Source organism: Paenirhodobacter populi (genome assembly GCF_004022215.1).
Classification (GTDB): domain Bacteria; phylum Pseudomonadota; class Alphaproteobacteria; order Rhodobacterales; family Rhodobacteraceae; genus Rhodobacter; species Rhodobacter populi.
Genome location: NZ_SAUZ01000010.1, coordinates 83,573 through 106,408, shown reverse-complemented (window position 1 = coordinate 106,408; position 22,836 = coordinate 83,573). Strand labels below are relative to the sequence as shown.

Sequence of the window (22,836 nt, the reverse complement as noted above, 5' to 3'; positions counted from 1 at the left end):
GAACGCCTCTGGTGGTTCTGTGGTTCTGTGGAACCGGGCGCGGGGCTTTTACGACCGAGGACGGGAAGCGTGTTCCTACCTTCCCCTCACTTCCTCGGATGGGAAATCCTGAAACCACGAGCCGAGCGCGAAGCGCGAGGCCAGCAACGAGCGCCGAAGGCGCGAGGCGCAGGGAGCCGCCGTAGGCGGCGAGTATCGGCCCGAAGGATTTTCTGCCAAACCGTCACGCTCTCGGTAGTTATAAGAACTTCTTTTAAGATATATACTATATATGGAGCGCGTGACGGTTTGGCAGAAAAATCTTGACATCAACAACGATCTGGCCGACCAGATCGACCATGCCCAGAAATGAGGTAGGGGGCCAGCGCGCCAACGCTGACCCCCAAAAAATAATCGTCCCTCAACGATGAAGGTTCTCTACCATGTCCGATTCCGACCCGCAAGGCGGGGCCTGCACTAAGGCACAAATTGCTCATGTTGAACAGATGCTTGCGGAAGTCGCAGCGCCCGCCGAAACCTCGGATGAAAGTGATCTTCGCGCCCTTCATGTCGGAATAGCGCGCCAATATCTCGAAAAGCTGGCAGTCGAAAAGGAGGCGGCGCGAGAGGTAAAGCGCCTTGCCGCTGATGAAGCCAAGTTTCGGAATTACAAGGCCCGTTACGGCTGGTCTCGCGACGATTATACGCAGTTCTGCGCACAACCCCCGGACGTTCAAGGTGCAATCCTGAGCGCGGAACGCTCGAAGCGATACCGCACCAAGAAACGGGACGGCAAACCCGCGCGCGCATGGGAACATCGTAGCGCCGAAGATCGGGCTGAACAAAAACGACAGCGTGAGCGGGAACGTTACCAATTCAAGAAGGCGGCGAAGATCACCAAGGAATAGGCCGCTATGCGGACGCCTTCTGATCGGAAGGCGTTTTAGCTAAGCAGCTATCCAGCCACTTAGCTATCGGACCCGAAAGGTAAGTAAGCACTTACATATTGATTTTATTGAATTTTTATTCTTGACGCCCGAGTCGGCGCGGACATAGATTCTTGGCATCCGAACCAAACGAGGGACGCCATGACCGCCGCAACCACCTATCTCCCGGATGAAAAATTCGGCGCGCTTGTCGCTGACCTGCAAGCCGCCGTCATTCGCGCCATGACCACGACCGGCACCGATCTGCACAACGAAATCTGCATGACGCTTGTGAGCGCTGGTGTTGCCCCGCGATATTGCGCGGACGACGTGGCAAGAGAGGAAGCCAAGGACGACCACCGCTGGAAGGTCGCAGAGGTGAAGCGCCGGCTGCGTGGAATGCGTCAAACGGCCTAAAAAGTTGCAAAAATACAACAGAATGGACCACAATCGCGAATCCGCAAATGATCCATGCGACAAGCGCTTGCACTCTGTTCAATAGAGGATTTCCCGAAGCATCGCTTGATTCGGGGGTAACTGGCGCGATGTGACGACCATCGCGCCCCAACGTAGGATCAAACTAGGAGAAAGATCCATGCTGAATAACACTGGACGTTATACGCAGAGCAACGAGAACACAAGCCCTGTTGCCCCCGAAACAGCAATCGTTGCTGTCTATGATCCTCGACCCGGCGGAATGTCCGACTTTGGAGTGAAGGGAACAATCGTGTATCGCCTCCCCTCCGGGCGCGCCGCTATCGGAAAGTTTTCTATCATTGTTGGGGTTCTAACTGTTGCCTATGGCGACAAACGCAAAGGTAAGCTGCTTAGCGGAACCGATATGCCGCTTTCCGTAGCTGAAACACTTATGAGCGATCTGGTCAGTGAGGCCGCATGATGCAGGCTAAGGATAGATTTTTCGACAGAGTAGAATTCTACTATGACTTTCGCGACGCAAAACCAGAAGACTTCTCCCCGATTGCACTAAAAAATTTGGCCCATGACTTGGTGCAGGCGTGTGATACAGTCAGCGAAATTACCGATTGCGTAAATGACCCGCTCTATCGTCAGATGATCTCTAAGATTTCTGACGATAATATCGCATTGAGGGAATGGGAGTGTCGCGGTTACCATCTGAATGAGGGGGCCCGCTTGTTAGCCCGGACCCTAACACCAAAGTTCGGGTTCAAGGAAGCGGCCTGACTCGATCACAAGAACGGGCGTCCATCAGACGCCCGTTTTTTCTTCCGTCCCGATGAGACACTTCCCCGGCTCGCCGGTATAGGCCCAATGTAGGGTGACGCGCCCTGCCCGACCAGCACGGGTGAATGCGTTGCGATTACTCGGGCGGTGCGCGGTTGGCATAACCGAAAACTCCGAGACGGCACGGCGGCTTTGCCTTATGGCTGCGCGGTGCTGATCCTGATCTGGGCGAGGGCTTCGGTCCTCGCCCTTCTGGTTTTCAAGCTGCGATCCGAATCCCGCCAAGGCCGCAGTTATGGTCCGGTTGGATGAACCGGAAAAGTGTTCCGGAGTCAGTCAAGCCGGACTTCGCAACCCATTGAAAATAAATGGAAATTTTGATTGGCTGGGGCGGTAGGATTCGAACCTACGGTACACGGTACCAAAAACCGTTGCCTTACCACTTGGCCACGCCCCAACCGTGCGGCGGTGTTTAGCCAAGCATGAAAATGATCGCAAGGGGGAAAATCGCGGAAAAACAGTTGCGCAGGACCGGGCAGAAACGATACCGCGAAGGCATGATTGAAGTCGATGTGGTGATCCTTGGCGCCGGGGCGGCCGGCCTTTTTGCCGCGGGCGAATGCCTGTTGCGGGGACGGCGCGTGGTGGTTCTGGACCATGCGGCGCATCCGGGGGAAAAGATCCGGATCTCGGGCGGCGGGCGGTGCAACTTCACCAATCGCGCGCTGACGCGGCAGAACGCGCCCGAGCGGTTCCTGTCCGGCAACCCGCGTTTCGCGCTGTCGGCGCTCAGCCGGTTCACGCCGGCGGATTTCATCGCCCGGGTCGATCGCGCGGGCATCGCCTGGCATGAAAAGCACCTCGGCCAGCTGTTCTGCGACGGCAAGGCGGGGCAGATCATCGACATGCTGCTGGCCCCCCTGCGCGACGGCGGGCTGGAACCGGGCGTCACCATCGACACGGTGGAACGCGAAGGCGAAGGCTTCCTCGTCCACACGAGCGAAGGCACGGTCCGCGCCGCCAGCGTCATCGTCGCCACGGGCGGCAAGTCGATCCCCAAGATCGGGGCCAGCGGCCTTGGCTACCGGATCGCCGAGGGCTTCGGCCTGAAGGTGACGGAAACGCGGCCGGCGCTGGTGCCACTGACCTTCTCGGAGCAGGATCTTGCGCGCACGGCACCACTGTCCGGCATCGCGGTCGAGGCGACGGTTTCCGCCGGGCGCACACGGTTCACCGAGCCGGTCCTGTTCACCCATCGCGGCCTTTCGGGCCCGGCGATCCTGCAAATCTCCAGCTACTGGCGCGAGGGCGACAGCCTGCATGTCGATCTGGCCCCCGGACGCGATATCGCGGGCGAGCTTGCGAAGATGCGCGGCGAGGCGGGGCGCATCGCGCTGCACAACGCGCTGGCGCGGCTGCTGCCGGAAAAGCTCGCGCAGCTGGTCGTGGCGGATGCGGGGCTTTCGGGGCGGCTCGCCGATCAGAACAACGACAAGCTGCGGGCGCTGGCCGCGCGGCTGCATGGGTGGGAAATCCGCCCGGTGGGATCCGAAGGCTACCGCACCGCAGAAGTCACGCTCGGCGGGGTGGACACCGACGAACTCGACGCCCGGACGATGATGGCAAAGCGGGTGCCGGGGCTCTATTTCATCGGCGAGGTGGTGGATGTGACCGGCTGGCTTGGCGGTTACAATTTCCAGTGGGCCTGGTCATCCGGCTGGGCGGCGGGCCAGGTGGCCTGACCCGCGCCCACCGCTCCATCCCATCATTCTTCCATAAATATCCCGGGGGTGAGCGCCAAAGGCGCGAGGGGGCTGGCCCCCTTGCCCCCCCTCCACCCGCGCTACAGCCGGAACGGATCGGCCTTCGCCAAGGCGTCGAACTTCATCAGCGAGCCGATCAGCCCCGGCATATCGTCCAGCCGCACCATGTTCGGCCCGTCGGAGGGCGCGTTGTCCGGGTCCTGATGGGTCTCGATGAACACCCCCGCGATGCCAAGGCTGACCGCCGTGCGCGCCATCACCGGGGCGAATTCGCGCTGCCCGCCCGAGGAACCGCCCTGCCCGCCCGGCTGCTGCACCGAATGGGTGGCGTCCATGATGACAGGATAGCCGGTCTTCGCCATGATCGGCAAAGACCGCATGTCCGCGATCAGGGTGTTGTAGCCAAAGGACACGCCGCGCTCGGTCAGCAGGATCCTGTCGTTCCCGGTCGAGGCCACCTTGTCGGCGACGTTCGGCATGTCCCAAGGCGCGAGGAACTGCCCCTTCTTCACATTCACCACACAGCCGGTATTGCCCGCCGCCAGCAAAAGGTCCGTCTGCCGGCACAGAAAGGCCGGGATCTGGATCACGTCCACCACCTTGGCCGCCGCCTCGGCCTGCGGAATGTCATGCACGTCGGTCAGCACCGGACAGCCGAATTCCGCGCGGATGGTTTCCAGAATCCGCAGCCCGGCCTCCATCCCCACGCCGCGACGGCCCTTGAGGCTGGTGCGGTTGGCCTTGTCGTAGCTCGCCTTGAACACGAATTGCGTGCCGGTCCCCTCGCAGATCCGCGCCAGCGTTTCGGCGATCATCCGCGCATGGTCGAGCGTTTCAAGCTGGCAAGGCCCGGCGATCAGCGTCAGCGGCTGGTCATTCCCGACGGTCAGCCCGCCGATCTGCACGTTCTTCATGGTCTTTCTCCTTTGGGCGCCTAGCTCGACACCTGCTCGCGCAGGATCGAGGCGGTCAGCGACATCATCAGATAGATGCCCGAGAAGATCAGGAAGGCAAGCAGCGTATATTCGAAAGCGCGCGGATAGGTGGGTTCGTCGGGCGCGACGGGACGCACGCCGGTTTCCAGATAGCGCACCTGCCGGTTCGCCTCGATCCGCGCGGTTTCCATCTGCGCGGCCGCCGCCGCCAACAGCGCCTGCCGGGTCTGCAGATCCGCCTCGGCGATGCGAAGCTGCCCTGCGGCGGCGGCCAGCGATTCGCCCGCCCCCGTCGCCTGCGTCAGCTGCCCGCGCATCGCGGCGATCGAGGCTTCGAGCCGCGAGATATCCCCCCGCACCCCCTCGACCCGCGCCGAGCTGGGCTGCGCATTGTCCAGAAGCTGGCTCAGCTGCAACCGCTTTTCCTCAAGCTGCGTCTGGAGCGTGCCAAGCTGGCTCATCACCAGACTGTTCTCGCTGACCGGATCGAGGATGCCGACCTGCTGTTGCAGGGTCAGGACGCGGGCCTGCGCCTCCTGCACCTTGGTCTCGGCGTCGCCATAGCTTTCGCGGGCGCCGCGCATCTGATCCTCGCGCAGCCGGTAGGTGAGCTGGTCGACCTGCTGTTCGGCATAGCGGATCAGCGCCTGCGAGAAGCGTTCCGAGGTCTGCGGATCGGCGGCGCTGACCTCCATCCGGATCACCCCTTCCGAAGGGTCGTAGCCGATCTTCACCATCTTCTGGTAAAGCTTGTAGGCCGCCTCGTTCGAGGCATTTTCCGGCAGCCGTTGCAGCGGATCGATGTCGGGGGTCGAGAAATGATCCTTGAAATGCTGGTCTTCATCCAGCCGCAGCATCGCCTCGCGCGATTGCAAGAAGCTCTGGACGGTGATCGAATCCTGATTGGTCGCCAGTTGCGTGCCGGAAAACAGCCCGCCAAGCCCGGCGCCGGCATTGGCGGAATCGGCCTTCTGGATCACCATCTCGGTCTTCGTCGCATAGAGGGGCGTCGCGACCATGAAATAATACCAGCCGGCGATCAGCGTCGGCAGGAGGACGAAGAAGGCCAGCCGCAACGCCAGCATCGCCAGCTTGCGCCGACGGCGGCGAATGATGTCGCGCTGGATCCGCAGCACCTCGCGGGCGCGTTCCGCCTCGTCGGGAAAGCCGGGGAAGCCGGGCGGCGGCTGGCGCGGGAACGACGGCGGCAACTGCGGCATCGGCTCCAACGCGCCGGCCCGCCTTGGGGCGGGGGTCCTGTCGCCGCTGCGGATCAGATCGCCCCCCGTCGCATCCGGCGCCCTGTCCTCCACCGTGCCGTTCACCACCGGCGGAGAGGCCTTCTGCGCGCCACTGTCGAGCGTCAGCAGCAAGGCGCGATCGAACGGGTCGATGCCGCGCCGGCGCAGTTCCAGCACCGCCTCGGCATCCGTCGTGACGTCGATCCCCTGCCGCAGCGCGATCCGCCGCGCCAGCCGGAGCTGACGGCCGGTCAGCCCCTCGTTCAGGATGGCGTCGAGCGCCTGCCGCCGCTGTTCGGCCGTTTCCCGCGCGGGTGCTGCCTCCGCCTTGCGGGGCCGGAAGATCGCCGGATCGAAGCCGTCCTCCGCCGCGCCCGGGCTGAAGGGCATCGCCTGCACGACGGCCTCCCCACTGCCCGACGGCCGGATCTTCAGCTTGCGGATCCTGTAACGGGGCGCCCTAAGTATAGTCATACATCCGCCTCGCTTCCTCAAGGGTGTCGAACATGTAAAGCCGGCCGTCCCGCAGGACCGCCGCCGACCGGCAGAACTTCTCGATCGTCGAGGCCTGATGCGACACGATCACCACCGTCGATTCGCGCAGCCGTTCATACAGGATCGCCCCTGCCCTTCGGTTGAAGGCGACATCGGTGGTCTGCGGCATGCCCTCGTCGATCAGGTAGATGTCGAATTCCAGCGCCAGCATCAGCGAGAATGTGAACCGCGCCCGCATGCCCGCGCTGTAGGTGCCGATGGGCATGTCGAAATATTCCTTCAGGTCGCACAGCCAGCGGCAGAAAGCCTCGACGTAATCCGCGTCCAGCCCGTAGAGCCGCGCGATATAGCGGGCGTTCTCGCGCGCCGTGTGGCGCGGCACCACGCCCCCCATGAAGCCAAGCGGAAAGGAGACGCGACATGTCTTGCGGATCGTCCCTTCGTCGGGCTTTTCCAGCCCGGCCATCATGTTGATGATCGTCGTCTTGCCGGTGCCGTTGGGCGCAAGGATCCCCAGCGAATGCCCCGGCTCGACGCGGAAGCTGGCCTGATCGAGGATGACCTTGCGCCGGGTACCCGTCCAGAACGACTTGCTGACGTTATCGAATTCAAGCATTCCGCGTGACATGCAATCTGGCTGCGCGACAGGCCGGGGCGGGCGCCGCAAATTCGGGAGGAGGCAGCCATTCATCCGGCGCCGACAAGATCCTATATACAGCGCGCCGATGCCGGATGGCTACATGAAAGGACGGGCCTTGGATCTTGCTGACAGCGCCACAGGGCTGATCGGACGGATCGAGGCCTGCCGGATCTGCGCCGACCGCTTTGCCGCGACCGCGACGGCCCATGCGCCGCGCCCTGTGGTGTGGTTCCGGCCCGGCGCCCGGGTGCTGGTCGTCGGGCAGGCGCCGGGGGCGCGGGTCCATGCCTCGGGCAGGCCGTTCACCGATCCGTCGGGCGACAGGCTGCGCGACTGGATGGGGGTGGATGCGGAAACCTTCTACGACCGCGACCGCATCGCCATCGTGCCGATGGCCTTCTGCTTTCCGGGCTATGACGCCAAGGGGTCCGACCTGCCGCCGCCGCCGGTTTGCGCCCGCACATGGCGCGACCGGGTGATGGCGGCGCTCGGCCCGATGGATCTGACGCTGCTGGTAGGTGGTGCGGCGCAGCGCTGGCACCTTGGGCCGGGGCGCGTCACCGACACCGTCGCCCGCTGGCGCGATCACGCGCCGCACGTCTTTCCCTTGCCTCATCCGTCCTGGCGCAATACGGCATGGCTGAAACGCAACCCGTGGTTCGAGGCCGATCTGCTGCCCGTCCTCCGCGCCCGGGTGAAGGAGGTATTATGACGCCCTACGACCGCGCCCATGCCGCGATGGAAGCCGATCCGGAGAATGAGGCCCTGCGCCTTGCCGTCTATGACCGGCTTGCCGATGCCGAGCTGTTCCTGCTCTTGGAACACGAACCCGACGAGGACAACGACATCATCCCGCAGGTGTTCGAGACCGAGGAGGGCGATTTCGTCCTCGCCTTCGACCTTGAGGAACGGCTCGCGGCCTTCGGCGACGCGCCCGCGCCCTATGCGGCGCTGCCCGGCCGGGTGATCGCGCAGCATCTGGCGGGGGAGGAAATCGGGCTGGGCATCAACCTCGGCGTGGCGGACTCGGCGATGCTCCTGCCGCCCGACGCGCTGGAATGGCTGACCCATACGCTGACCCATAGCCCCGAATATGCCGAGGCTCGCCCCACCGCCTTCGACGCCCCTGCCCTGCCGCCCGCCGTTCTCGCGCTGCTGCTCCCGGCGTTCGAGGCGAAATTCGACCAGATCGCCGGGCTCGCCTCGCATGCGCTTCTGGGCGGCGTCACCTATGAAGGCGGCCGGCGCGGCCATGTGCTCGCGTTCCTCGGCACGCCCGAAGCGGCGCAGCCCGGCCTCGCCAAGGCGATCCACGAGGCGCTGACATTTTCCGGCCTCGAAGCCGGAGAAATCGACGTGACCTTCCTGACCGAAGACGATCCCGCCGCGCAGGTCCTGCTGGACAAGGCGCTGGTGCTGCATCTGCCCGAAGCGGAACCCGAACAGGTGCAGGAGGTGACGCTGACCGGCCCCGGCATGGATCCCGCGAAACCGCCGATCCTGCGCTGATCCCCGTCGGGACAGTGCCTGCCGGACAAGGGCCGGACGGCCTCCCCGGACAAGCCGCCCGCCTTTCATCCTGTCCTGAATTTCCCGGCCATAAATCCCCGGGATGACCGCGGCCGCATCGCCATGCCGAAAGGTCGTCCCACCGAATACCCGGGCCAAGGGCGGCGTCCATCCCCCCGGCAGGAATTCAGTTGAGGGCGCACCGCGAAACCACCGGGAGAACCCCCTTCCCATCATCTTTCCATAAATATCCCGGGGGTGAGCGGCAAAGCCGCGAGGGGGCTGGCCCCCTGCGCCCCATCCACCGGCGCCTCGGCCCCGGTTTTACACGCATTCCCGCAACCCGTCCCGGACCCTCGCGGGGACAACCCGTCGGATCTGCCCTCGCGGGGTCAGGCCCGGTGGTGCAGGCGGTTCAGCAGCCGGTCCCATCCCTTGAACAGCCCACGCCGGGCGGGATGTTCGAACATCTCGTCCGGCCCGTTCGGGTCGAGGATTTCATTGTCCGCAAGCCATTCCGACACGCCCGAAAGCCGCGGGACGCGATAGGGGACAAGGCTGCGCCCCGCGCCGCGCAGCGCCTCGATCGAGGCGGTCAGCGATCCGGTCCGGGCGAAATGCGCGGCAAAATCGGCGGACGCGATGCCCAGATGCTCGGCGATCAGCCGGTCGCGCAACCGGGCGATGCCCGGAACCGGACCGGCGCCCTCCGCCTCGGGTGCGGTCAGGATCACGTCGCATTCGGTGTCGAGTCGCAGCGAGCGGTTGTTGAAATTCGACGATCCGACCCGCAGCACGCGATCATCGACGATCATCACCTTGGCATGGACATAGATGTTCCTCCCGCCCTCGGTGCGCGGATGATAGATCCGCAGGCGCCCGTGACGGTCGATCCTGCGCAGCGCCGTGACCAGCCTTGCACGGGCGCTGTCCATCGCGAGGGGTTCAAGCCAGCCCTCCGCCACATGGGGATTGACGATGACGATCTCCGGCCCGTCCTCTTCGGCCAGCCGCTCGGCGATGGCATGGGCGATGCGGCGCGAGGCGAAATACTGGCTTTCGGCATAGATGAACCGTTTCGCCCCGGCGATCAGGTCCAGATAGGCGGTCTCGATCTCATGCGCGGGGCGGGTTCCGTTCATCTTCGGCATGGTGCGCGCGATACCCAGCCGCATGCCGCGAAATCCGGGCGCGACGCCCTTTGGCCAGCAGTCGTGCGGCTCGGTGCATTCGGGCAGCACCTCCCCCGTCGCGGCCTGCCAGCGCGCACGGGCAAGCTCGCCCATGACACGCGCGGCAGGGCCGTCGAACACCGTGGTCACGTCGTGCCAGGGCTTCAGCGGCCGGCCGTTCGGATCGACGCGGCGGGGATCGTCGTCCAGATGTTCTGACGTGTCCCAGCGGCCCAGGGTGATGTCGATCCCGCCGCAAAAGGCCAGGCAATCGTCGATCATCACGATCTTCTGGTGATGCGAGCCCGCCACCGGATGCACCCCGTCAAGGCGCAGGGTGATCCGCGGATGCGCCTTCCAGCGCAGGATGGTCCAGATCATCGAGCCGCGCAGCAGCGCCCGGAACGCGCCGGTATCCCAGCGAAGCAGGCGGATCTGCAATCCCGGCGTGCGATCGGCCAGCCAGAGCAGGAAATCCCCCAGCCGTTCCGGCCCGTCATCGCCATTCCCGGTCGCGCCCAGCCGGATCCGCGCATCGAAATCCCAGCCGATCAGCGTGATGGTATGGCGCGCGGACAGCATCGCCCGCCGCGCCGCGACAAAGTAATCCGCCGCATCGACGATGACGGCAAGGCGGTCCGCGGGCGCGATGCGCCAGCAGTTCCGGCCCGGTTGCAGCTGGAAGTCCCTCGTCGTCATGCTTTCCCCGGTCCGACGCCCCGGATTGATGCGGGGTCAACGTGCCCCGAACGGGCCGGGTTCCCCAGCCGCGGGAAAATCGCGCCCTTGCGTCACCGGAGGCGTTTCGGGCACACCGGCGTCAGGGAGGCCGGGCGATGACCGATCCGCGGACAGACATCATGGGCGTCATCCTCGCCGGCGGGGCCGCGCGGCGCATGGGCGGCGGCGACAAGGGGCGGCTGTCGCTTGGCCCCCTCACGATGATCGAGGCGGTGGTGGCGCGCCTGCGCCCGCAATGCCGGACGCTGGTGCTGAACGCGAACGGCGATCCGGCGCGGTTCGCTGATCTGGGGCTCGAGGTCGTGCCGGACAGTCTGCCGGGCCTGCCCGGGCCTCTGGCCGGGGTGCTGGCGGGGATGGATCACGCCGCCGCGCGGGGTTACGGCCATATCCTGACCGCCGCCGCCGATACGCCCTTCCTGCCCGCCGGTCTGGCCGGGGCGCTGTGGCGGGCGAAGACACCCGAAACCCCGATCGTGCTCGCCGCGACCGACGACCCCGCCAGCGGACGGATGGTGCGGCATCCGACCTTCGGGCTCTGGCCGGTATCGCTGCGCGAGGATCTGCGGCAGGCGCTGACGGCCGGGGTGTCGAAGATCGTGCTGTGGACCGAGCGGCACGGCACCGGCTGGGCGCGCTTCCCGACGGAGCCCTTCGATCCGTTCTTCAACGTCAATGCCCCCGGCGATCTGGACAGGGCGCGCCGTCTGGCCCCGCTGATCTTCGGCCTTGACCGCCAGCCGCCGGCGGGATCATGATCCCCGGATCATCAGGGATTTGCGCGATGCCGTCAAAACTTGCCGCCGTAGTGTTCGACCCGGAAACCCCGGTCGACGACATGATGGCCGAGGCTTTGGCCGACCCCGCCCTGCGCGGGCGGCGGATCGTCGGCTACCTTCAGGGCTATGAACCCGGCACCGGATGCGACTGCACCGACATCGTGCTGCGCGCGCTGCATGACGGATCGCGGCGCAAGATCACACAGGATCTGGGCACCGGGTCGCAGGGATGCCGGCTCGATTCCGTCGCGCTGACCGAGGTCGCGGGCGAGGTCGATGCCGTTCTGGCGGTGCGCCCCGACCTTCTGGTGCTGAACCGATTCGGCAAGGTCGAGGCCGAGGGCGGCGGCTTTCGCGCCACGCTGGAACAGGCGCTCTTGTCCGACGTGCCGGTGCTGATCGCGGTCGGGCGCAAGCATCTGGGCTTCTGGCAGGACTATTGCGGCGATCTGGCCGAGACATTGCCCTGCGACGTGCCCGCCATCCGCGGTTTCATCCGCGAGGTCTGCGGAATCGACGCGGCTGTCGCGCTGCGCGCCTGACCCCGCGCCGATTGCGGATTGAAAGAGGGGCCGACACCCGGTTAGAAAGCAGTCGGCCCTTCGCGGGGCCATGCGGACGTGGCGAAACTGGTAGACGCAGCAGACTTTAAAAATTGGAGTGCCCGCGGGGAAATCCGCGGTGTAGAACCGCTCAAAGTCGGGGAAAGCTTCCGGGGAAACCCGTTGCCAATCCCGAGCCAAGCCCCGCAAGGGGAAGGTGTAGAGACTGGACGGGCGGCGCCTAAAGCCTACGGGTCATCAAGCCTGCGGGTCACGGCGAAGGGACAGTCCAGACCACGAACGCCCGGCCCGCAAGGACGGGGCGGCGGCGAAAGCCGAAGTGGTACGAAAATCTGCCTCTCTGTGAGAGTACGGGTTCGATCCCCGTCGTCCGCACCAATACCGGTTACGGTAAAATCCAGTGAAAACCGGGTGATGGGCGGAAGAGTTCATGTCCGCTCAAACCCCCGCCGGTCAGTGCATCGGCACCGCAGGACCCGGAATCTCCTCAGAAAGGCGCCCGCCCCCGGATTTATCCACGCGGATGACATGCTGGTCGTGACCAGCCCACGCCTGAACGCCCGCAACCAACCAGCCTGACCGCCGTTCGGCTTCAAACGAGTCAGGTGATGGGTGGGGAAAGTGTAGCTGAACAGAAAACTGAATGTCTTCAGTGATCTATGGCTCCGGCGGTAGGGATCGAACCTACGACCAATTGATTAACAGTCAACTGCTCTACCGCTGAGCTACGCCGGAACATGCGGCGGTGTATAGCGGCAGCGATTCAGGGGTGCAAGAGGCGGAAACGAGATTTTTCGACTTTTCTTACCGGCGGAAGAAGATTGCCCCGGGGGACAGCTCCGAAGCCTGAGATATCTCGTTTTTCGAATGCATTTCAACAAGATGCGCAAAGACGTTGCGGGCGGCGACGGGATGCAGGTCCTCGGGCAGGTCGGTGTAGAGGCTGCGCACGATCGACATCACCGTCGCCGGTCCCCGCGCCAGAACCTCCATGATCTGGCGGGAGCGCGCGCGGCGATGCCCGGCAAGGGCGGCAAGCCGCTCGGCCGGCGTCTCGACCGGATCGCCGTGGCCGGGGAAGAAGCGCCGCGCCCCTTCCGCCGCCAGCCGGTCGAGCGAGCGCATGTAATCCCCCAGATCCCCGTCGGGCGGGGAAATCAGCGTCGAGGACCAGCCCATCACCAGATCGCCGGTAAAGATCGCGTCGCCAAAGGCGAAGCCGAGGTGATTGCCGAAATGGCCGGGGGTGTGCAATGCGCGCAGCGACCAGTCCGGGCCGGACACCACCGCGCCATCCGCCAGAAGGACATCGGGCCGGAATGCCGCATCGACCCCCTCGCCGCCCCCCGCGAGCCCCTGCGCCGCCAGCCGGGCCATGACGGGCGAACGTCCGGCGTCGGCCGGGCCGAAAGCATGCACCGCCGCGCCCGTCACCTCGGCCAGAAGGCGCGCGCCGGGGGAATGGTCCAGATGCGCATGGGTGACGAAGATCGCCTCCACCCGCTCGCCGCGCCCCAGCCCGCCAAGCAGCGCCTGCATATGCGCAGGATCCGCCGGGCCGGGGTCGATCACCGCGACGCGCCCCGTCCCCACGACATAGGTGCAGGTCCCGGTTCCCGTCATCGGCGAGGGATTGCGCGCCACGATCCGCCGCACGCCCGGCTCCAGCCCGGCCATCATCGCCATTCCGCTTCCCCCCGTCAGGCATTGCGGATAAGAATTTAGGATGAATTTCGGCTGGCTCAAACAGGTGATGCCGCGCGGGCTCTACGGGCGTGCCGCGCTGATCCTCATCGTGCCGGTCATCACCATCCAGCTTGTCGTCTCGGTCGTCTTCATCCAGCGCCATTTCGACCGCGTGACCCGGCAGATGACCGAATCCATGCTGCGCGAGATCGTGCTGGTGACCGACAGGATCGACCATGCCCCGACGCTCGGCGCCGCGCGGGAGGCGATTCTGGACCTCTCCGAACCGCTCGGCCTGACGGTGGCGCTGCCCGACACCACGCCGCGTGACATCGACACCGACATGCGCCGCCCGCTCGACCTGACCGGGATCGTCGTCATCGACACGATTCGCAATGCGATTCCCGGCCTGCGCTCCATCGATCTGCGGGACGGATCGCGGGTCACGCTGCATGTGCAGAGCCGGTGGGGGATGATGCGCATCTCTTTCCCGCGCGACCGGGTTTCGGCCAGCAATCCGCATCAGCTGCTGGTGCTGATGGTCGGGGTTTCCATCCTGATGACGGTGATCGCCTTCATCTTCCTGCGCAACCAGTTGCGGCCGATCCACCGGCTGGCGCGCGCGGCCGAGGCCTTCGGCAAGGGCCATTCGGTGCCCTACCATCCCTCGGGCGCGACCGAGGTGCGCACCGCCGGGCGCGCCTTCAACGACATGCGCGCCCGGATCGAGCGGCAGATCGAGCAGCGCACCCTGATGCTGTCAGGCATCAGCCATGACCTGCGCACTCCGCTGACGCGGCTGCGGCTGGGCCTGTCGATGCTGCCCGACGATCCGGACACGCGCGAGGATATCGCCGCGATGGAACGCGACGTCGATGAAATGGGCAAGATGATCAACGCTTTTCTCGATTTCTCGCGCGAGGGGGCGTTGCAGGATGATCCGGAACCCACGGATATCTGCGATTTCGTCACCCGCATCGTCGGGGATGCGAACCGGGTCGGCAATCCGGTGACGCTGGCCTCCTGCCCTGCCCCGGGATCCGTCGTGCTGCAGCTGCGCCACGACGCGATCCGCCGCGCGCTGGAAAACCTGCTGGGCAATGCCGCGCGCTACGGCTCGCGCGCCGAGGTCACGGTTACGCTGACCCCCAAGACCGTGCGCATCACCGTCGAGGACGACGGCCCCGGCATCCCGCCCGCGCAACGGGAAGAGGCGCTGAAACCCTTCACCCGGCTCGACCCCGCGCGCAATCAGGACCGGGGACAGGGCGTCGGGCTGGGCCTTGCGATCGCCGCCGACATCGCGCGCCGCCACGGCGGCACGCTGAAGCTGGGTGCCAGCACCCGGCTGGGCGGGCTTTCCGTGGAAATGATCCTGCCGCGCTGATCCCCCTTGCCGTCCGACGCCGGTGCCTGCAATGTAACCACGACGTGACGGGCCAGACGGGCGCACTGGTTGAACCGCCCGCCCCGGCCCCCTAGATATGGTCAAACCGGGAAGGGCCGTGGCTGCCGCAAGGGCGGGGCCGGTGCCCTTTCGCCATAGAGGAAAAATGATGACCGAGACCCTCTCGACCACCTATCCGGTCCTTCCGCTGCGCGACATCGTGGTGTTTCCCCACATGATCGTGCCGCTTTTCGTGGGCCGGGAAAAATCCGTTCGCGCCTTGGAAGAGGTGATGTCGGACGACCGCCAGATCCTGCTGGCCAGCCAGATCGACCCTTCGGTCGATGAGCCGACCCAGGACGGGATCTACCGCACCGGCGTGCTGGCCAATGTGCTGCAACTGCTGAAATTGCCCGACGGCACCGTCAAGGTGCTGGTCGAAGGCAAGACGCGGGTGAAGATCACCGAATTCCTGACCAACGAGTCCTTCTTCGAGGCCGAGGCCGTCGAGCTGGAGGAAACCGAAGGCGATCAGGACACGATCCGGGCGCTGCTGCGCTCGGTCGCCGAGGAATTCGAGCGGTATGCCAAGATCAAGAAGAACGTCCCCGAGGAAGCCCTCGCGGCCGTTTCGGAAACGCATGAGGCCGACAAGCTTGCCGATCTGGTGGCGGGTCACCTTGGCCTCGACGTGAAGGCGAAGCAGGAACTGCTTGAAACGCTTGACGTTTCGTCGCGTCTGGAAAAGGTCTACGGCCTGATGCAGGGCGAGGTTTCCGTCCTTCAGGTCGAGAAGAAGATCAAGTCCCGCGTCAAGTCGCAGATGGAGAAGACCCAACGCGAATACTATCTGAATGAGCAGATGAAGGCCATTCAGAAGGAACTCGGCGACGGGGACGAAGGCCAGAACGAACTGACCGAGCTGGAAGAGAAGATCGCCAACACGAAATTCTCCAAGGAAGCCCGCGAAAAGGCCGAGGGCGAGCTGAAGAAGCTGAAGTCCATGAGCCCGATGTCCGCCGAGGCCACCGTGGTGCGCAACTACCTCGACTGGCTGCTGGCGCTGCCGTGGGGGGTGAAGTCGCGCGTCAAGAAGGATCTGACCGTGGCGGAAAAGGTGCTCGACGCCGATCACTATGGCCTTGAGAAGGTCAAGGAACGGATCGTCGAATATCTGGCCGTGCAGGCGCGTTCGGACAAGCTGAAGGGGCCGATCCTGTGCCTCGTCGGTCCGCCGGGCGTGGGCAAGACGTCGCTCGGACGCAGCGTGGCGAAGGCCACGGGGCGCGAATTCATCCGCATCTCGCTTGGCGGTGTGCGTGACGAATCGGAAATCCGCGGCCACCGCCGGACCTATATCGGCTCGATGCCCGGCAAGATCATCCAGGCGCTGAAGAAGGCGAAGACCACCAATCCGCTCATCCTGCTCGATGAAATCGACAAGATGGGGCAGGATTTCCGTGGCGACCCGGCCTCGGCGATGCTGGAAGTGCTCGATCCGGAACAGAACGGCACCTTCGTCGACCACTATCTTGAGGTGGAATACGATCTGTCGAACGTCATGTTCATCACCACGGCGAACAGCTACAACATGCCCGAGCCGCTGATGGACCGGATGGAGATCATCCCGCTGTCGGGTTACACCGAGGACGAAAAGCGCGAGATCGCCAAGCAGCACCTTGTCGCCAAGGAAGTGAAGGCGCACGGCCTGAAGAAGGGCGAGTTCACCGTCACCGACGCGGCGCTGACCGACATCATCCGCTACTACACCCGTGAAGCCGGGGTCCGCAGTCTGGAACGCACGATCGCCAAGCTGGCCCGCAAGGCGGTGACCGAGATCCTCAAATCGAAGGGCGCGGTGAAGTCGATCACGGTCGATGCCTCGAACCTCGAGGACTATCTCGGGGTGAAGAAGTTCCGCTACGGTCTGGCCGAGAAGGAAGATCAGGTGGGCGTGGTCACGGGGCTGGCCTGGACTTCGGTCGGAGGCGACCTGCTGCAGATCGAGGCGTTGCGCCTGCCCGGCAAGGGCCGGATGAAGACGACCGGGAAACTGGGCGACGTGATGAAGGAATCGATCGAGGCGGCGTCGAGCTACGTCCGTTCGATCGCCCCCGAGCTTGGCGTGCGGCCGCCGAAATTCGAGAACATGGACATCCACGTCCACGTTCCCGAAGGCGCCACACCCAAGGACGGGCCTTCGGCCGGGATCGCGATGGTGACCTCGATCGTCTCGGTTCTGACGGGCATTCCGGTGCGCAAGGACATCGCCATGACCGGCGAGGTCACGCTGCGCGGCAATGTCCTGCCGATCGGCGGGTTGAAGGAAAAGCTTCTGGCGGCGCTGCGGGGCGGCATCAAGACGGTGCTGATCCCGGACGAGAACGCCAAGGATCTGATCGACATCCCGCAGAACGTGAAGCAGGGGCTGACGATCATCCCCGTCACCCATGTGCGTGAGGTCCTGCCCCGCGCGCTGGTGCGGATGCCGGAGCCGATCGAATGGGACGAGGTGGCCGAAGAAGCGGCCGCGGCGGCCCGTGCCGCGGCGGCCCGCGAAGGTCAGGGCGCCGTCGCGCACTGATCCGCCACCTAAATCCGGAACACGCGCCCTCGGGCGCGTGTTTCCTTTTTCAGGCCCGGCGAAAGTCGGAAAAAGCGGTGAAACAGCCTCTTGCGGAACCTGATCACTGCCGCTAAAAGGCCCCCTACCGGGCGATTAGCTCAGCGGTAGAGCGCTTCGTTCACATCGAAGATGTCAGCGGTTCAAATCCGTTATCGCCCACCAGAATTACATGAAACCCCGGGTTCGCCGAACCCGGGGTTTCCTTTTTCCCGGCCATCCGCCCGGGCGAAACCGCATCCAGTTCCCCGCAGAACAACAGCCGCCCGAACCGGGTTCGGGCGGCTGCCGACACATACTCAAATGCAACCTCTCAATGAGGTCAAAATAAGATGATTCCCCGATACATGTCCTTGACGCAGGTCAGGGACAACGCTCCCGATCCTTGCGATGATATGGGGGGATTTCGTCCTGGGATCGGAACGTCCCCCATATGGGGACGAAAACATATGGCGGCGAAAACGCCCCCCTCGCAGCAGTCCGGCAGCGGAAACGCGGCGATATCGGGCCCGAACCATTAATTTGGTGCTTAACGGCAGGAAATCGCTATATTTATCGAAAGCCACCGCGAGTCGCCGGGGGCAGCAACCCATTTGATCGGAAGCCGGAGATGAACGCTCATACCGACACCTCCATGGAAATGAAGCACGACGATGTGTTGCGCGTGAAACTCGCCGTTCTGCGCCGCGAACATCGTGACCTCGATGAGGCGATCATCGCCCTGACGCAGGCCGGCCACCCCGATCAGTTGCGCATCGTGCGGTTGAAGAAGCAGAAGCTGGCGCTCAAGGACCAGATCGCCCGGATCGAGGATCTGCTGACCCCCGACATCATCGCCTGAGACTCCGCCCTTGCCGATGCGTGTCGGGCGCCTATAGTGCGCGCTCCATTTGGAAAGGGCGAAGATGGGCGTGAAAGTGGGAATCATCATGGGCAGCCAGTCGGACTGGGCGACCATGCGTGAAGCGGCGAAGATCCTTGATGACCTCGGGATCGGCTATGAGAAGAAGATCGTCTCGGCCCATCGCACCCCCGACCGCCTCTGGACCTATGGCAAGACCGCCGTCGAACGCGGATTGCAGGTCATCATCGCCGGCGCCGGCGGGGCCGCGCATCTGCCGGGCATGATGGCGTCCAAGACCCGCGTGCCGGTGATCGGCGTTCCGGTGCAGACCAAGGCGCTGTCGGGCGTCGACAGCCTCTATTCCATCGTGCAGATGCCCAAGGGCTTTCCCGTCGCCACCATGGCGATCGGCGCGGCCGGGGCCGCCAATGCCGGGCTGATGGCGGCGGCGATCCTTGCCAACAACGACCCTGCCCTTGCCGCGCGGCTCGACGCCTGGCGCGACGCCCTTTCCGCCTCCATTCCGGACGAACCGCAAGATGAATGAGATCCCCTCCCCCCTGCCCACCGGCGCGACCATCGGCATCCTCGGCGGCGGTCAGCTTGGACGGATGCTGTCCGTCGCGGCGGCGCGGCTCGGCTTTCGCACGCATGTCTTTGAACCCGGCGCCCAACCGCCCGCCGGTCATGTCGCCCACCGCGTCACGACCGCGCCCTATGACGACGAGGCGGCGCTGCGCGCCTTTGCCGAAAGCGTCGATGTCGTCACCTATGAATTCGAGAACATCCCGACCGAGGCGCTCGACCTGATCGAGACGATCCGCCCGATCCATCCGAACCGCCGCGCGCTGGCCATTTCGCAGGACCGTATCCGGGAGAAGAGCTTCCTCAACGACCTCGGCCTTGCCACCGCGCCCTGGGCGGAGGTCACTGATCGCGCCTCGCTCGACGAGGCGATCGCGCTGATCGGCACGCCCGGTATCCTCAAGACCACGCGGCTCGGCTATGACGGCAAGGGGCAGGCGCGGATCATGAGCCCCACCGACGCGCCCGAGGCCCTTGCCGCGATGGCGGGTGCGACGGCGGTGCTGGAGGGCTTCGTGGATTTCTCCTGCGAGATTTCGGTGATCGCGGCGCGCGGGCTTGACGGTTCCGTCGCCTGCTACGATCCCGGCCAGAACGTGCACCGGAACGGCATCCTGCACACGACGACGGTGCCGGCGCAGATCCCCGCCGCCCGCGCCTCGGATGCGGTGCTGATCGCGGGCAGGATCCTCAACGCGCTGGATTATGTCGGCGTCTTGGGGGTGGAGCTGTTCGTGACGCCCAAGGGCCTGCTGGTCAACGAGATCGCGCCGCGGGTGCATAATTCCGGCCACTGGACGCAGGCGGGCTGCACCGTCGACCAGTTCGAGCAGCATATCCGCGCCATCGCCGGCTGGCCTCTGGGCGACGGGGCGCGCTACGTGGATGTCGAGATGCTCAACCTGATCGGCGACGACATCGAGAAGGTGCCGGACTATGCGCGCCAGCCGCGCACGCAGATCCATCTCTACGGCAAGGCCGTGGCCAAGCCGGGGCGCAAGATGGGCCATGTGAATCGCGTGCTCTGAGGTAGGAGGGGCCCTGCCCCTCTTGCCCCTTCGGGGCAATTCACCCCGGGATATTTATGGAAGAATGAAGGGGCTTTCGTCTTTTTCCAGATATCCTCGGGGAAAAGTCTGAAAAAGCGGCCTCCCGGGGGAAGGCCGCTCTGGCGGATGCGCGGCCCGGGCCGCGGGCGAAGAGGGCGCCGCCCCCTTGCCTCAGTTCTGCGAATAGAGACCTTCGTAGATCGGCACCAGCGTATCCGTCTCGAACAGCGAGGAGACCGAGGTTCCCGACCATGTGTTCAGGATCGCCTGCGCGAACATCGGCGCGGTCGGCACGATGCGGATGTTGCCCGCGCCCAGCACCGCTTCGGTCGGGTTGATCGAATCGGTGATGACCAGCGATTTCATCACCGATTTCGTCACCCGCTCGACCGCCGGACCGGAGAGGACGCCGTGGGTGATATAGGCATGGACTTCGGTCGCGCCGGCTTCGAGCAGCACTTCCGCCGCCTTGCACAGCGTGCCCGCCGTGTCGCAGATGTCGTCGACGATGATGCATTTCTTGCCTGAGACCTCCCCGATCACGGTCATCCCCGCGACTTCGCCGGCCTTTTCGCGGCGCTTGTCGACAATGGCGAGCGGCGCGTTGATCCGCTTGGCCAGTTCGCGCGCCCGCGCCACGCCGCCCACGTCGGGCGAGACGACCATCACATCGCCAAGCTGGCCGCGGAAATTGTGCAGGATGTCGAGCGCGAAGACCGGCGCCGCATAGAGGTTGTCCACCGGAACATCGAAGAAACCCTGGATCTGCGCCGCATGCAGATCGAGCGTCAGCACCCGGTCCACGCCCGCCTCGGTCAGCAGGTTGGCGACCAGCTTGGCCGAGATCGGCGTGCGCGCCTTGGACCGGCGATCCTGCCGGGCATAGCCGAAATAGGGGATGACGGCGGTGATCCGGTCGGCCGAGGAGCGCTTCAGCGCGTCGGTCATGATCAGCAGTTCCATCAGGTTGTCATTCGCCGGGTTCGAGGTCGGCTGGATGATGAACATGTCCTCGCCCCGGACGTTTTCGTAGACCTCGACGAAGATCTCCTGATCGTTGAACCGCTCGACCCGAGCATCGACGAGGTTGACCGACATTCCCCGGTGCATCGACATCCGGCGTGCGATGGACTGGGCAAGGGGCTTGTTGGCGTTACCGGCGATGATTTTCGGTTCGGTCATGACGGGCATCGGTTTCCCTCTGGGCTGCGCCGGCGGGGCTGTCGGCGGATTCGCGTGGATTGCGCCCGCCTTAGCACCGGGCTAGCCTTCCCGCAAATGTCGCAGCCGCAGAGAGGCCGTCCGGATGGCACAAATCGACTATTTTTTCGCGGTCAACAGCCCGTGGTGCTACCTCGCGGGCCTTCGGCTTGAGGAAATCGCCGCAAAACACGGCGCCGCGATCAGTTACAGGCCGCTTGACGTGCTGGCGCTGTTCGACCGCACGGGCGGCACGCGCCCGGTGGCGCGGCATCCGAACCGGGTGGCCTACCGGCTGCAGGAGCTGACCCGCTGGCGCGATCGGCTGGGCCTGCCGATGGTGCTGTCGCCCACGCATTTCCCGGTCAATCCGGCCCCGGCCTCCTATGCGATCATCGCCGCGCAGAAGGCGGGCGGCGGCGATCTGGGCGGGCTCGTTCATGCGATCCTCGGTGCAGGCTGGGCCGAGGACCGCAACATCGCCGAGGATGATGTGATCCGCGAAAAGCTCGCCGCCTTCGGCTTTGATCCGAACCTCGTCACGAGCGGTCTGTTCGACGGGGCGGTGTCCTATGAGAAGAACCTTGAGGAAGCGGTCGAGCGTGGCGTCTTCGGCGCGCCCTTCTACATCGTGCGCGAAACCGACCAGCGGTTCTGGGGGCAGGACAGGCTCGATTTCCTCGACGATCATCTGGGAAGCCCGTGATGGCGCAGGACGTCTTGCAGGGGCATACGATCCACTGGCAGAGCTTCGGTGAAGGCGAACGCCCTGCCCTCGCGCTGCATTGCATGCTCGGCACGTCGGATCTCTGGGCGCCGGTGCTGGAGCCGCTTGGCGACCGGATCACCGCCACCGCCTTCGACCTGCCGGGCCATGGCCAGTCGGCCCGATGGGAGCCGGACGGCACGCCCGGCAGCTACCAGACGCTGGCGACGCGGATCGCGGCGGGCTTCATCGACCGGCCGCTCGACCTGATCGGGCACAGCTTCGGCGCGGTCGTGGCGCTGCGCATCGCCGTTGGCGCGCCGCAGGCCGTGCGCTCGCTGACGCTGATCGAGCCGGTGCTGTTCGAGGCGATCACCGGCAGCCCAGACTGGGTGGATTGGCGCGGCAAGCAGGACCGGCTGGACGCGCTGCTCGCCTCCGGCCGGCATGAGGAGGCGGCGAAGGATTTCCTTGAGGACTGGGGCGCGGGCGTGCCCTGGGCCGTGCTCTCCGAGCGCAACCGCAGCCGCTTCATCGCGCAGATGCCGATGGTCGAGGATGTGAGCCAGGCGAATTTCACCGATCCGGGGCGGATCTGGCGCCCGGACGGGATCGAGGCCATCGACACCCCGGTGCTGCTGATCCATGGCGAGAAAAGCCCCGCCGCCTGCGCGGCGATCTGCACCGCCATCGCCGCGCGGCTGCCCGATGTGGGCGTCGCCTCGGTGCCGGGGGCGGGGCATATGCTGCCCCTCACCCATGCGAAACAGCTGTCCGATCTGATCGCGCTCAACCTCGACCGGAGCTGAG

General features: G+C 65.1%; 22 protein-coding genes and 3 tRNA genes. 17 read left to right on the top strand and 8 right to left on the bottom strand.

What is annotated here, in order from left to right:
* Positions 1-422: 422 nt before the first annotated feature.
* The 4 genes from D2T30_RS09790 to D2T30_RS09775 all read left to right on the top strand — a co-directional run bounded on the left by D2T30_RS09790 (position 423) and on the right by D2T30_RS09775 (position 2,108).
* Complete coding sequence (locus D2T30_RS09790) at positions 423-887, top strand: hypothetical protein (protein ID WP_128208718.1); 465 nt, start codon at positions 423-425, stop codon at positions 885-887.
* 180 nt (positions 888-1,067) lie between these two features.
* A complete protein-coding gene (locus D2T30_RS09785; RefSeq protein WP_128208717.1) occupies positions 1,068-1,322 on the top strand; it encodes a hypothetical protein in 255 nt (84 codons plus the stop codon).
* 178 nt (positions 1,323-1,500) lie between these two features.
* Positions 1,501-1,803, top strand: a complete 303-nt coding sequence (locus D2T30_RS09780; protein WP_128208716.1) for a hypothetical protein — start codon at positions 1,501-1,503, stop codon at positions 1,801-1,803.
* Positions 1,800-2,108, top strand: coding sequence for a hypothetical protein (locus D2T30_RS09775; RefSeq protein WP_128208715.1), 309 nt, complete (start codon positions 1,800-1,802; stop codon positions 2,106-2,108). Before D2T30_RS09780 ends, D2T30_RS09775 begins: the two co-directional genes overlap by 4 nt.
* A 382-nt stretch (positions 2,109-2,490) precedes the next feature.
* Here D2T30_RS09775 and D2T30_RS09770 read toward each other — a convergent pair.
* Positions 2,491-2,565: transfer RNA gene (locus D2T30_RS09770), tRNA-Gln, on the bottom strand.
* 100 nt (positions 2,566-2,665) lie between these two features.
* Here D2T30_RS09770 and D2T30_RS09765 point away from each other — a divergent pair.
* Complete coding sequence (locus tag D2T30_RS09765) at positions 2,666-3,850, top strand: BaiN/RdsA family NAD(P)/FAD-dependent oxidoreductase (protein ID WP_128208714.1); 1,185 nt, start codon at positions 2,666-2,668, stop codon at positions 3,848-3,850.
* A gap of 101 nt (positions 3,851-3,951) precedes the next feature.
* Here the strand turns inward: D2T30_RS09765 and kdsA are convergent, their stop codons facing one another.
* From kdsA to D2T30_RS09750, 3 genes are read right to left on the bottom strand one after another with little or no spacing between them, the layout of a single operon-like run.
* Positions 3,952-4,785 carry a 3-deoxy-8-phosphooctulonate synthase gene (gene kdsA, locus D2T30_RS09760; protein ID WP_128208713.1) on the bottom strand — a complete coding sequence of 278 codons (834 nt, stop codon included), beginning with the start codon at positions 4,783-4,785 and terminating at the stop codon, positions 3,952-3,954.
* A gap of 20 nt (positions 4,786-4,805) precedes the next feature.
* Positions 4,806-6,521 (bottom strand): capsule biosynthesis protein, encoded by a 1,716-nt coding sequence (locus D2T30_RS09755; RefSeq protein ID WP_128208712.1) that lies wholly within the window; start codon positions 6,519-6,521, stop codon positions 4,806-4,808.
* Positions 6,508-7,158 (bottom strand): ABC transporter ATP-binding protein, encoded by a 651-nt coding sequence (locus D2T30_RS09750; protein ID WP_128186611.1) that lies wholly within the window; start codon positions 7,156-7,158, stop codon positions 6,508-6,510. Before D2T30_RS09750 ends, D2T30_RS09755 begins: the two co-directional genes overlap by 14 nt.
* A gap of 124 nt (positions 7,159-7,282) precedes the next feature.
* Between D2T30_RS09750 and D2T30_RS09745 the strand changes: the two genes are divergently transcribed.
* Complete coding sequence (locus D2T30_RS09745) at positions 7,283-7,894, top strand: uracil-DNA glycosylase family protein (protein ID WP_128208711.1); 612 nt, start codon at positions 7,283-7,285, stop codon at positions 7,892-7,894.
* Complete coding sequence (locus D2T30_RS09740; RefSeq protein ID WP_128208710.1) at positions 7,891-8,691, top strand: SseB family protein; 801 nt, start codon at positions 7,891-7,893, stop codon at positions 8,689-8,691. The genes D2T30_RS09745 and D2T30_RS09740 overlap by 4 nt, the downstream gene beginning before the upstream one ends.
* Positions 8,692-9,083: 392 nt before the next feature.
* Here the strand turns inward: D2T30_RS09740 and D2T30_RS09735 are convergent, their stop codons facing one another.
* The gene (locus tag D2T30_RS09735) at positions 9,084-10,562 is read right to left on the bottom strand and encodes a phospholipase D-like domain-containing protein (protein WP_128208709.1); all 1,479 of its coding nucleotides are present in this window, start codon (positions 10,560-10,562) and stop codon (positions 9,084-9,086) included.
* 137 nt (positions 10,563-10,699) lie between these two features.
* Here D2T30_RS09735 and mobA point away from each other — a divergent pair, with 137 nt between their 5' ends.
* Positions 10,700-11,362: a molybdenum cofactor guanylyltransferase MobA gene (gene mobA, locus D2T30_RS09730; protein ID WP_128208708.1), complete on the top strand. Its 663-nt coding sequence runs from the start codon at positions 10,700-10,702 to the stop codon at positions 11,360-11,362.
* A 26-nt stretch (positions 11,363-11,388) separates the two neighbouring features.
* Positions 11,389-11,925, top strand: a complete 537-nt coding sequence (locus D2T30_RS09725; protein ID WP_164881771.1) for a DUF2478 domain-containing protein — start codon at positions 11,389-11,391, stop codon at positions 11,923-11,925.
* Positions 11,926-12,606: 681 nt separating this feature from the next.
* On the opposite strand, the gene D2T30_RS09720 is transcribed toward D2T30_RS09725, so the two are convergent.
* Positions 12,607-12,681, bottom strand: a tRNA-Asn gene (locus tag D2T30_RS09720).
* A gap of 69 nt (positions 12,682-12,750) precedes the next feature.
* Positions 12,751-13,623, bottom strand: coding sequence for an MBL fold metallo-hydrolase (locus D2T30_RS09715; protein ID WP_128208777.1), 873 nt, complete (start codon positions 13,621-13,623; stop codon positions 12,751-12,753).
* A 49-nt stretch (positions 13,624-13,672) separates the two neighbouring features.
* Between D2T30_RS09715 and D2T30_RS09710 the strand changes: the two genes are divergently transcribed.
* The 6 genes from D2T30_RS09710 to D2T30_RS09685 all read left to right on the top strand — a co-directional run bounded on the left by D2T30_RS09710 (position 13,673) and on the right by D2T30_RS09685 (position 20,099).
* The gene (locus tag D2T30_RS09710; RefSeq protein WP_128208706.1) at positions 13,673-15,019 is read left to right on the top strand and encodes an ATP-binding protein; all 1,347 of its coding nucleotides are present in this window, start codon (positions 13,673-13,675) and stop codon (positions 15,017-15,019) included.
* Positions 15,020-15,188: 169 nt separating this feature from the next.
* Positions 15,189-17,603 carry an endopeptidase La gene (gene lon, locus D2T30_RS09705; RefSeq protein ID WP_128186625.1) on the top strand — a complete coding sequence of 805 codons (2,415 nt, stop codon included), beginning with the start codon at positions 15,189-15,191 and terminating at the stop codon, positions 17,601-17,603.
* 129 nt (positions 17,604-17,732) lie between these two features.
* A tRNA-Val gene (locus D2T30_RS09700) sits at positions 17,733-17,807 on the top strand.
* Between the two features lie 445 nt (positions 17,808-18,252).
* Positions 18,253-18,483, top strand: a complete 231-nt coding sequence (locus D2T30_RS09695; protein ID WP_128186627.1) for a YdcH family protein — start codon at positions 18,253-18,255, stop codon at positions 18,481-18,483.
* 64 nt (positions 18,484-18,547) lie between these two features.
* Complete coding sequence (gene purE / locus D2T30_RS09690) at positions 18,548-19,033, top strand: 5-(carboxyamino)imidazole ribonucleotide mutase (RefSeq protein WP_128208705.1); 486 nt, start codon at positions 18,548-18,550, stop codon at positions 19,031-19,033.
* Entirely contained in the window at positions 19,026-20,099 is a 1,074-nt protein-coding gene (locus tag D2T30_RS09685) for a 5-(carboxyamino)imidazole ribonucleotide synthase (RefSeq protein ID WP_128208704.1), read from the top strand. Before purE ends, D2T30_RS09685 begins: the two co-directional genes overlap by 8 nt.
* 192 nt (positions 20,100-20,291) lie before the next feature.
* Here D2T30_RS09685 and D2T30_RS09680 read toward each other — a convergent pair whose 3' ends face one another.
* Positions 20,292-21,311 carry a ribose-phosphate pyrophosphokinase gene (locus D2T30_RS09680; RefSeq protein WP_128208703.1) on the bottom strand — a complete coding sequence of 340 codons (1,020 nt, stop codon included), beginning with the start codon at positions 21,309-21,311 and terminating at the stop codon, positions 20,292-20,294.
* A 115-nt stretch (positions 21,312-21,426) separates the two neighbouring features.
* Between D2T30_RS09680 and D2T30_RS09675 the strand changes: the two genes are divergently transcribed.
* The gene (locus D2T30_RS09675; RefSeq protein WP_128208702.1) at positions 21,427-22,026 is read left to right on the top strand and encodes a 2-hydroxychromene-2-carboxylate isomerase; all 600 of its coding nucleotides are present in this window, start codon (positions 21,427-21,429) and stop codon (positions 22,024-22,026) included.
* Positions 22,026-22,835 (top strand): alpha/beta fold hydrolase, encoded by an 810-nt coding sequence (locus D2T30_RS09670; protein WP_128208701.1) that lies wholly within the window; start codon positions 22,026-22,028, stop codon positions 22,833-22,835. The genes D2T30_RS09675 and D2T30_RS09670 overlap by 1 nt, the downstream gene beginning before the upstream one ends.
* Position 22,836: the final 1 nt, after the last annotated feature.